The following is a 10,246-nucleotide window of genomic DNA, read 5'->3' as shown; positions in this document are numbered from 1 at the left end:
GCAGACGCAGACAGTGACGCAGACGCAGATAGTGACGCAGATGCAGATAGCGATGCCGATGCAGACAGCGACGCAGACGCAGATAGTGATGCAGACGCAGATAGTGATGCCGATGCAGACAGTGACGCAGACGCAGATAGCGATGCCGATGCAGACAGCGACGCAGACGCTGACAGTGATGCCGACGCAGATAGTGATGCCGATGCAGATAGTGACGCAGATGCAGACAGTGATGCCGACGCAGATAAAGATAATCATGGCAAAGCAGATAAATCTGATAGTAAAGCATTACCTGATACAGGTAATAATGATCAAACTAATGGCACATTATTTGGTTCATTATTCGCTGCACTTGGAGGATTATTCTTAGTTGGCAGACGTCGTAAAAACAAAAATAATAATGTTGAAAAGTAAATAATAAATATGTAAAAATTTACTGATTATGCATGTAACCATAGTATTTCCTTAAGGGAATACTATGGTTATTTTTTTTAAATATTTTACGAAATATTTTTTGTATTTAATGAATTTTGTTATAATGGAATAATTTTTTATCTATTACTAAAATTAAAAGTAATTTTAATTAAAGTATTGTAATAAATTTAATTATGAAATATGATTTAAGTGAACTTTCATTAATATTTATATGGAAGTTGAATATATTAATGATAATAAAATTTAGGAGGAAAATATGGACAAAAGAAGACAAGGGCCAATTAAGAAAAAGGTAGACTTCTTACCTAATCGTCTAAACAAATACTCCATTAGAAAATTCACCGTAGGCACAGCTTCAATTCTTATAGGAGCATCATTATTATTTGGGGCAGGCGAAGAAGCTAAAGCAGCAGAAAACACTGATAGTACTACTGAAAATGGTGGAAAATTAAATTTACAAAACAATGTAAATAATAATGATCGTAATTCAGACTTAACAAAAGAAGTTAGTACGGAAGAAACAAGTACAGAAGAAGCAGCAACAAGAGAAGCAAGTACAGAAGAAGCAACAACAAAAGAAGCTAACACAGAAGAAGCAGCAACAAGAGAAGCAAGTACAGAAGAAGTAGCAACAAAAGAAGCAAGTACAGAAGAAGCAACAACAAAAGAAGTAGCAACAAAAGAAGCTGACACAGAAGAAGTAACAACAAAAGAAGCTGACACAGAAGAAGCTAACACAGAAGAAGCAACAAAAGAAGAAAATTATAAAGACCTAGAAAAGCAAAACCGATCAGTAAATATTGATGCAAATAGTTCAGTTAATGACAAAGTTAGTTATACTAAACAAACTTTAGATGAATTAAATGTAGATGAAAAAAATGCAGCTAATATTGAAAAAATGGTTGCAAATAATAGTGATTTAAAAGGCTTATCAGAAGATGAGTTAAATAATGAAATTTTGAAAGCAGCGTTAGCTAATGACACAAATAAGAATGATTATGGTATTCAGGCATTATCAGCAACTGAGCCACTAGCAACTAATGTAAGAACAACTTCTAATACTGCAAGTCCTTTATCAAAACTTAGAAAATTAGCGGCAGTTTCAACTGGCCAAAATGTTAATGACAAGGTTCATTTTTCAAATATTGATATAGAGATTGATCCACCAAATATTAATAAAAATACTGGACAAGAGGAGTTTTGGGCGACTTCAGGGGCTGTATTAAAGTTGAAAGCGGATTATACAGTTGATGATGATGTGCATGAAGGAGATACATTTACTTTCCAATATGGAAATTATTACCGTCCCGGTTCAGTACGTTTACCTTCTACAGAACAGAAATTGTACAATGCTAATGGCAATTTAATTGCGAAAGGTATATATAATAGTGCTACAAATTCTACTACTTATACATTTACAAACTATGTAGATCAGTATGATAATATCAAAGGAAGTTTCGAACAAGTTACATTTTCTAAACGCGAAAATGCTAATACTGATAAAGCTACGTATCCGATGGATGTTACACTAGGTAATGATAAATATTCAGAAAATATTACTGTAGATTATGGTAATAAAAAAGGAAATACACTAGTTGCAGGTACAAATTATATTGATCCTGATACATTAGCACGACATATGACTGTATATGTCAATCAACCTAAGAATAATTTCAAAAAAGAAGTGTTAGTAAGTCAATTAACAGGCTATAAATTCGATCCTAATGCAAATAATTTTAAAATCTATGAAGTGACAAATCAAAATCAGTTTGCTGATAGTTTCACTCCAGTAACTTCAGGTCTTAAAGATGTTACAAATAATTTTAAGGTGACTTATAGTAATAATAATACGACAGCAACTTTAACTTTATTAGATGGAACGACAGCTAGCAATAAACAATATATCATCCAACAAGTTGCTAATCCAGATAGTGAATCATCTGCTACTAATGGCAGAATTGATTATACATTACAAACCGATGTACAAAATTATACTCATAGAAATTCATATTCACTTGCTCAAGGTTCATCAACTGCAGAGGGAGATTTAAAGAGATATTCATTAGGTGACTATGTCTGGGAAGATACAAATAAAGATGGCATTCAAGATTCAAGTGAAAAAGGTATTCAGGGAGTTTATGTTACTTTAAAAGATAGTAATGGAAACGAATTAGATCGTACAACAACTGATGCTAATGGTAAATATCAATTTAATAATTTACAAAATGGCGATTATACTGTTGAATTCACAACTCCTAAAGGTTATACACCAACTAAGGTTGATACGGGTAATAATGATGCAACAGATTCTGATGGTTTAATTGCTAAAGGAACAATTAATGGTGCTGATAACTGGACATTAGATAGTGGCTTCTATAAAACTCCAAAATATAGTTTAGGTGACTATGTATGGAAAGACACTAACAAAGATGGTGTTCAAGATTCTGATGAAAAAGGTATTCCAGGCGTAACAGTTACATTAAAAGATGGTAATGGTAACGTATTAAAAACAACAACAACAGATGAAAATGGTAAGTATCGCTTTGATGATTTAGATAGTGGAGACTATATTGTACATTTTGAAAAGCCTGAAGGATTAACTCAAACAACTACAAACTCAGGTAGTGATGATGAAAAAGATGCTGATGGTGAAGAAGTACGTGTAACAATTACTGATCATGATGACTTCAGTATTGATAATGGATACTTCGATGATGATAGCGATGCGGATGCCGACGCGGATGCGGACAGTGATGCAGATGCCGACGCGGATGCGGACAGTGATGCCGATGCTGACGCGGATGCGGACAGTGATGCCGATGCTGACGCGGACAGTGATGCCGACGCGGATGCTGATGCTGATGCGGATGCTGATGCAGATGCCGACGCAGATGCTGACGCGGATGCCGACGCGGATGCAGATAGCGATGCCGATGCAGATAGTGACGCAGATGCAGACAGCGATGCCGACGCAGACAGTGACGCAGATGCAGATAGTGATGCCGATGCAGACAGTGATGCCGACGCAGATAGCGATGCCGATGCAGACAGTGATGCCGATGCAGATAGTGATGCCGACGCAGATAGTGACGCAGATGCAGATAGTGATGCCGACGCAGATAGTGACGCAGATGCAGATAGTGACGCAGACGCTGACAGTGATGCCGACGCAGATAGCGATGCCGATGCAGACAGTGACGCAGATGCAGATAGCGATGCCGACGCAGATAGTGATGCCGACGCTGACAGTGATGCCGACGCAGATAGCGATGCAGACGCAGACAGCGATGCCGATGCAGACAGTGATGCCGATGCAGATAGTGACGCAGACGCAGATAGCGATGCCGATGCAGATAGTGACGCAGATGCAGATAGTGACGCAGACGCAGATAAAGATAATCATGGCAAAGCAGATAAATCAAATAGCAAAGAATTGCCTGATACTGGTAATGAAAATCAAACTAATGGCACATTATTTGGTTCATTATTCGCTGCACTTGGTGGATTATTCTTAGTGGGCAGACGTCGTAAAAACAAAAATAATGAAGAAAAATAATAGGTAGACTTCATATTTACACAATGAAATTTAAAACCAGGCCTTCTATGGCCTGGTTTTATTTTAAATACTATGATATAAATTAATGGAAATAGGATAAATATTTATAAATAAGGAGGAAACTATGGATTTTGAATATAAATTAGAAAATTTATTAACCGAAGTAAATAATAAAAGCGAAATTAATAATTATGTTTTTATAAGTTTGGGTAAACCTAACATCAAAGCCCAAGTTAAATTAATCAAAAAAACTAATTATCTTAAGCAAGATATTTCGAAATTAGCACTTAAATTTAAAAAGAAGACAGGTCAGTTTCCAGAGTGGATTAAATTAGATATTGTTACGTCAACAGAAAAAGTTCTATTTAAAGAATTAAAAAAAGAATTGATTAATACAAGACGTAATTATGTGGATTTTGGTATAGCGTTTGATAGTCAATGGAATCTAGCAGTGTTACCTGAAGAAATTAATGCAAATGCTTTTGTTCGACCAGATAATTCTACTAAAGAATTATTTCTTTCTGAAAAAAATATTAATAATTATTTACGTAAATATACGACTAACAAAAAGGCATTTTCTAGTGAATTTTATAATGAAAAAGAAGTTGTTAAATTTTATACACAAGGTTTCTTCATAGGTAATGAGAAAGTATATGAACTATACAGCAATGGTTATAGAAAAGGTTTAAGAAAAGTAGATCATTTAGAGAATGAAATTGATCAATTAATTGAAAGTAGCACTAATTTTTTACAGAATATGTTGTTAGATAATGGTAAGTATATTTATGGATATTTCCCACATTTTGATAATGAAATTGGATTTTATAATATTTTAAGACATTCATCTTCTACATATGCGTTAATAGAAGGATTAGCCTATTTAGGCAAAAGTTTACAACCTGTTGAAAAGGCAATTGATTATGTTATTTCAAATCAATTACTTGAAGTTGAAGATAAAGCATATATCTATGATGATACGGAAGATGCTAATGAAATTAAATTAGGACAAAATGCTTCATTTATATTCGCTATATGTGAATATTTAAAATATGAGAATAATCCTAAATATCTTGAAGCTGCTCAAAAAGTGGCGAACGGTATTCTTTCAATGATTGATGAAGATACCTATGAAACGACGCACTTATTGAATTATCCTGATTTAAGCGTAAAAGAGAAATTCAGAATTATTTATTATGATGGAGAAGCTGCGCTTGCTTTGTTGAGACTATATCAAAGAGATAATAATAAAGTATGGTTGAAAACTGTAGAAAATTTAATGGATCGTTTCATTGAGAAGAAATATTGGCAATATCATGATCATTGGTTAGGTTATTGTACAAATGAATTAATTCAAATTAATCCTCAAGAAAAATATTTTGAATTTGGTATAAACAATGTGAATACGTATCTAGATTATATTAAAAATCGTGAAACTACTTTCCCAACATTCTTGGAAATGTTAATGGCTACTTATAGATTAGTTCAAAAAGCCAAAGAAACTGGTTTTGGGGAATTAGTAAATCATTTGATAGATGAGGAATATTTAAAAGAAGTTATTGATATTAGAGCAGATTATCAAAGAGTTGGATTCTTTTACCCTGAAACTGCAATGTACTTTAAAAATCCATCTAGAATTTTAGGAAGTTTCTTTATTAAACACCATGGTTATCGTGTCCGTATTGATGATATTGAGCATTATCTATCAGGGTATGTACAGTACCAAAAGGCATTCAAAGGGTAGGTAGTGATTATGCTAACAATTGGAAATATTTATCATATTATAGGTGGAGAGTTAAAGGATACTCATAATAGCGAAACAAATGAAATAGATGATTTTGAGACAATCTATAAATTTGTAAAAAACAAAAAGACTGCGTATTTTTCTCCAAATAAAGAAATTGCTTTAATTATAACCAAAGATAATATTGCCAATAAACAAGAAATACTTAATTTTCATTTATTCAAACCCTTGTGATAACGCTTACAAAAAATATGGTAAAATATCGTAGTAAAGTAATTTTTCTTACAAAGGGTGGGGGCTGAAATGAAGAAATACAGATACTTTATTATTACGATGATCATTATTATGACAATGATTAATTACATTGACAGGGGCGCGATTTCATACGCACAAAAGGATATTATCAGTGAATATGGCTTTGATACTATCGCTTGGGGTAAAATTCTAGGCTACTTTGGTTATGGCTATATGCTTGGATCACTGATTGGTGGATTAACAGCTGATAAGAAGGGGCCAAAGTTTGTTTGGATTATCGCTGGTACGGCATGGTCTATAGCTGAAATGGGAATGGCATATGCTGGAGAATTAGGTATGGCAATTTTCGGAGGTTCAGCGTTAGTAGGATTTGGATTGCTTAGAGTACTATTTGGTGTTGCAGAGGGCCCGGTATTCTCAATTATTAGTAAGACAAATGCGAACTGGGCTGCGCCTAAAGAACGTGGATTATTATCAGCACTTGGACTTATAGGCGTGCCGCTTGGTGCATTAATTACTGCTCCGATTGTTTCTGGTTTCTTGACGATTGCGAGCTGGAGATTATTATTCATGATTTTAGGTGCATTAGGCTTAGTATGGGTAGTCATTTGGGCATTTGTATTTACTGATTATCCCGAAGATAATAAGCGTGTTTCCGAAGCAGAATTGAAAGAAATTCGTTCAACGGAAGATAGTTTAAATGTAGAAAAGACAGTTGAAACGGAAGATACTAAGGATGAAAAGTGGTACCATTTCTTTAAAAGTCCGACATTGGTTGGTAATATGTTTGGGTATTTTGGTTTCCAATATGTTAACTTTTTAATTTTAACTTGGACACCAAAGTATCTACAAGATGAGTATCATTTTGAAATTCATTCACTTTGGTATTTAGGTATGGTGCCGTGGATTGGAGCATGTTTCACGATTTATTTTGGCGGTCATATATCTGACTGGTTACGTCATAAAACGGGGAATTTACGTATCGCACGTTCATATTTTGCGATCGCTGGCATGATTTGTGCAGCAATTTGTTTCTTAATCATTCCATTTACACATAGTATCGTCGCAATTATGCTTCTAATGATGATAGGAAATGCCTTCATTTTCTTACCTAATGGTGTGTACTGGTCTGTAATTATCGATACTGCACCGAATAAGACAGGTACTTATGGTGGTATAACACACTTCTTTGTTAACTCAGCGACTGTTATCGCACCGACATTAACAGGGTACCTCGTCGCAAGTTATGGTTACACTTCTATGTTTGTGTCAGCGGTTATAGCATCACTAATCAGTGTTGTAGCTATGTGCTTTGTTAAACCAGGTGAAAAGAAAATGGCTAAGCAATAATATATAAACATAAAACATGGCAGTTATCACACTCGAACGTGTGGCAACTGCCATGTTTGTTTATATACGTCAATTATTTTCTATATTTTAATTTCGCGAATGCATCATGTTGGTGGATAGATTCTTCATTACGACATTCAATATCAAAGCCCTCTATCCAATCAAATTCTACTAAGTCAGCAGCAATTAGACGAATTAAATCTTCGACGAAACGTGGATTTTCATAAGCACGTTCTGTCACACGCTTCTCATCCGGACGTTTTAAGATAGGGTATAATATTGAACTTGCATTTGCTTCCATAGCATCTAAAATTCGCTCTTTATAATCGTCTAGCACTTGATTATTTTTATCTAAATAAACTTTAACTGTAACTACGCCACGTTGGTTATGGGCTGAATATTCACTGATTTCTTTAGAACATGGGCATAGTGTTGTTACAGTTGCTTCAATTGTAATTTCTTTACGTGTAATTTGGTCTTGTTCGATGGCTAATCCGTAAGTGACATCGGCATTGCCTACTGCTTTAATGTTCGTTACTGGACTGAAGCGGTCAAAGAACCATTTACCCGAAACATCAACACCTGCTGAATTCTGTTTCATATTCGTCTGTAATGTACGTAATACCTGATAAAGTGTATCGAAATTCAACTCTAAACCATTGTTATAATGTTTTTCGACACTTTCAAGAATACGGCTCATGTTAATGCCTTTTTCATCTTTATTTAAGCTCGTTGAGAAGCTAAAGCGCCCCGCTGTTTGGAAGCGATCGATGTTCACAGGATAAATTAAGTTTTTAATACCGACTTCTTCAATTTCAAATAAGAAATTTTTATGTGTGCTTTGTAAGTCAGTCATTTCATTTTTAGTTGTTGGTTTAGTACCTTCGATTGGGTCAACTGAGCCAAAGTGTTTCCAACGACCCTCACGTGTAGATAAATCAAATTCAGTCATTGTTTACCTCCCCTTAAGATTCAAAGTGATATGTCCAATATGGTTCGACGTCTAAGAAACTTTGCGTTTCGCCACCGACTTCTGGACTCGCTAATTGTTTTAAAAATGGACCAGTTTGAGATGCATGTGCTTCGAAAGCTTTCAATTTTAAATCTCGATATGCACGAATGTCATTTAATATATCTGGTTCGCCTAGTATGTCTGGTGCATCATTACTAAACGCTACAAGTTGTAATCGTGGTCGTTCATCCTTAGGCATACGTCCTACGGTTCTTACTACAGCCTCGGCTGTTGCTTCATGATCGGGATGTACGGCAAATTTAGGATAGAAAGAAATAATCACTGATGGATTGGTTTCTTCAATCAAATTTTGTACCATGTCATCCATTTGCTCATGAGGCTCAAATTCAACTGTTTTATCACGTAACCCCATTTTACGTAAATCAGTGATACCAATGATTTTCATGGCTTCTTCTAATTCACGCTCGCGAATATCAGGTAGTGATTCTCTAGTTGCAAAAGGAGGATTACCTAAATTACGTCCCATTTGTCCTAATGTTAGGCATGCGTAAGTGACAGGTATGCCCTTATCGATATAACTGGCAATCGTTCCAGCTGATGAGAAGGTCTCATCATCAGGGTGTGGAAATATCATTAACACGTGTCTTTCATCTTTCATGAATAAACCTCCTCTATACTGTAAATGGCTTTTCACTGATTTCGATTGTGGCAGCCAATTGTCCTTCGTAGTTAAATCCTGCGATTAAAAATTCATTGTTGTCATTGATTTCATAATGCGTTAGCCCTTGAACGTAAACCCAACCACCATCGCGGAGTTTTAGACCAACTCTATAAGGGTCTTTCTCTCCACCTTTAAGTTGTGCATGTTCATACGTGACTTGTATATTCCTTAAAAACGTTCCCGCATTAAAGACACGTTGATCGAAATGGTTCGCATACGCACCATTAGTCGTTTCAACGTGTAGGTATACAGGTTTATTTTCGAATGATGTTAATAATTGTTGTACTTCTTCAGCGTTAATGGGTTCCAACACTTTCACTCCTTGCAACCATACAATATGTTTATCTATTTATTTTACTAAAAAGATGTGACTAATTGTACATCTCTGCTCAATTTATTTAGAAAAAATGGTAATTATACCCTTAAATAGTTGAATTACTGTAAGGGCTTTTATAAAAAATAAGATAAAGGTTTGATGAAGTTATATCGTTTAAAAAGATAGAAGACGGGTAGACTAATAAATGTGAAAGACAAAACTAAGAACTGAAGATATATGACTTTAGTAACGAAAGGATGTTTGCATTGGAATTACAATTAGCAATCGATTTATTAAATAAAGAGGAAGCAGCAGAGTTAGCTAAAAAAGTTGAGGAATATGTAGATATCGTAGAAATTGGTACACCAATTGTTATCAATGAAGGTTTACCGGCAGTTCAACATTTAAATGAAAATATTAATAATGCTAAAGTGTTAGCAGACCTTAAAATTATGGATGCAGCAGACTACGAAGTAAGCCAAGCTATTAAATTTGGTGCAGATGTAGTTACCATCTTAGGTGTAGCTGAAGACGCTTCAATCAAAGCAGCAGTTGAAGAAGCACATAAACATGACAAACAATTATTAGTTGATATGATTGCAGTTCAAGATTTAGAAAAACGTGCGAAAGAATTAGATGAAATGGGTGCTGACTATATTGCAGTACACACGGGTTATGACTTACAAGCTGAAGGTCAATCTCCATTAGATAGCTTACGCACTGTTAAATCTGTAATTAAGAATTCTAAAGTTGCAGTAGCTGGCGGTATTAAACCAGAAACAATTAAAGACATCGTAGCTGAAAACCCTGATTTAGTTATTGTTGGTGGCGGTATCGCTAATGCAGATGACCCTGTTGAAGCAGCAAAACAATGTCGTGAAGCGATTGAAGGTAAATAA

Annotated in this window: 9 protein-coding genes; 6 read left to right on the top strand and 3 right to left on the bottom strand. The window is 35.0% G+C overall.

The genetic code is table 11. From position 1 onward, the window contains the following. From KA858_RS07510 to KA858_RS07490, 5 genes are all read left to right on the top strand, one after another. A partial coding sequence (locus KA858_RS07510; RefSeq protein ID WP_210135353.1) for an LPXTG cell wall anchor domain-containing protein occupies nt 1-414 on the top strand: 414 nt, incomplete at its 5' end. Nucleotides 415-691: 277 nt separating this feature from the next. Then, entirely contained in the window at nt 692-3,991 is a 3,300-nt protein-coding gene (locus tag KA858_RS07505) for an SdrD B-like domain-containing protein (RefSeq protein WP_210135352.1), read from the top strand. Between the two features lie 124 nt (nt 3,992-4,115). Next, nucleotides 4,116-5,732, top strand: a complete 1,617-nt coding sequence (locus tag KA858_RS07500) for a poly(glycerol-phosphate) alpha-glucosyltransferase (protein ID WP_210125784.1) — start codon at nt 4,116-4,118, stop codon at nt 5,730-5,732. Between the two features lie 9 nt (nt 5,733-5,741). Beyond that, the gene (locus KA858_RS07495) at nt 5,742-5,966 is read left to right on the top strand and encodes a hypothetical protein (protein WP_210125782.1); all 225 of its coding nucleotides are present in this window, start codon (nt 5,742-5,744) and stop codon (nt 5,964-5,966) included. A gap of 69 nt (nt 5,967-6,035) precedes the next feature. Continuing rightward, nucleotides 6,036-7,337 (top strand): MFS transporter, encoded by a 1,302-nt coding sequence (locus KA858_RS07490; protein ID WP_107630099.1) that lies wholly within the window; start codon nt 6,036-6,038, stop codon nt 7,335-7,337. 73 nt (nt 7,338-7,410) lie between these two features. Here the strand turns inward: KA858_RS07490 and folE2 are convergent, their stop codons facing one another. From folE2 to KA858_RS07475, 3 genes are read right to left on the bottom strand one after another with little or no spacing between them, the layout of a single operon-like run. Beyond that, the gene (folE2, locus tag KA858_RS07485; protein WP_053031353.1) at nt 7,411-8,289 is read right to left on the bottom strand and encodes a GTP cyclohydrolase FolE2; all 879 of its coding nucleotides are present in this window, start codon (nt 8,287-8,289) and stop codon (nt 7,411-7,413) included. 13 nt (nt 8,290-8,302) lie between these two features. Beyond that, a complete protein-coding gene (gene bshB2, locus KA858_RS07480; protein ID WP_204194332.1) occupies nt 8,303-8,968 on the bottom strand; it encodes a bacillithiol biosynthesis deacetylase BshB2 in 666 nt (221 codons plus the stop codon). A 13-nt stretch (nt 8,969-8,981) separates the two neighbouring features. After that, nucleotides 8,982-9,344 carry a YojF family protein gene (locus KA858_RS07475; protein WP_174841478.1) on the bottom strand — a complete coding sequence of 121 codons (363 nt, stop codon included), beginning with the start codon at nt 9,342-9,344 and terminating at the stop codon, nt 8,982-8,984. Nucleotides 9,345-9,613: 269 nt separating this feature from the next. Here KA858_RS07475 and hxlA point away from each other — a divergent pair, with 269 nt between their 5' ends. Beyond that, complete coding sequence (hxlA, locus tag KA858_RS07470; protein WP_053031358.1) at nt 9,614-10,246, top strand: 3-hexulose-6-phosphate synthase; 633 nt, start codon at nt 9,614-9,616, stop codon at nt 10,244-10,246.

The organism is Staphylococcus sp. GDX8P80P, from assembly GCF_017893095.1.
GTDB classification, from domain to species: domain Bacteria; phylum Bacillota; class Bacilli; order Staphylococcales; family Staphylococcaceae; genus Staphylococcus; species Staphylococcus borealis.
The sequence above is the reverse complement of the archived record's forward strand: the minus strand, read 5'-3'. Positions and strand labels throughout refer to the sequence as shown.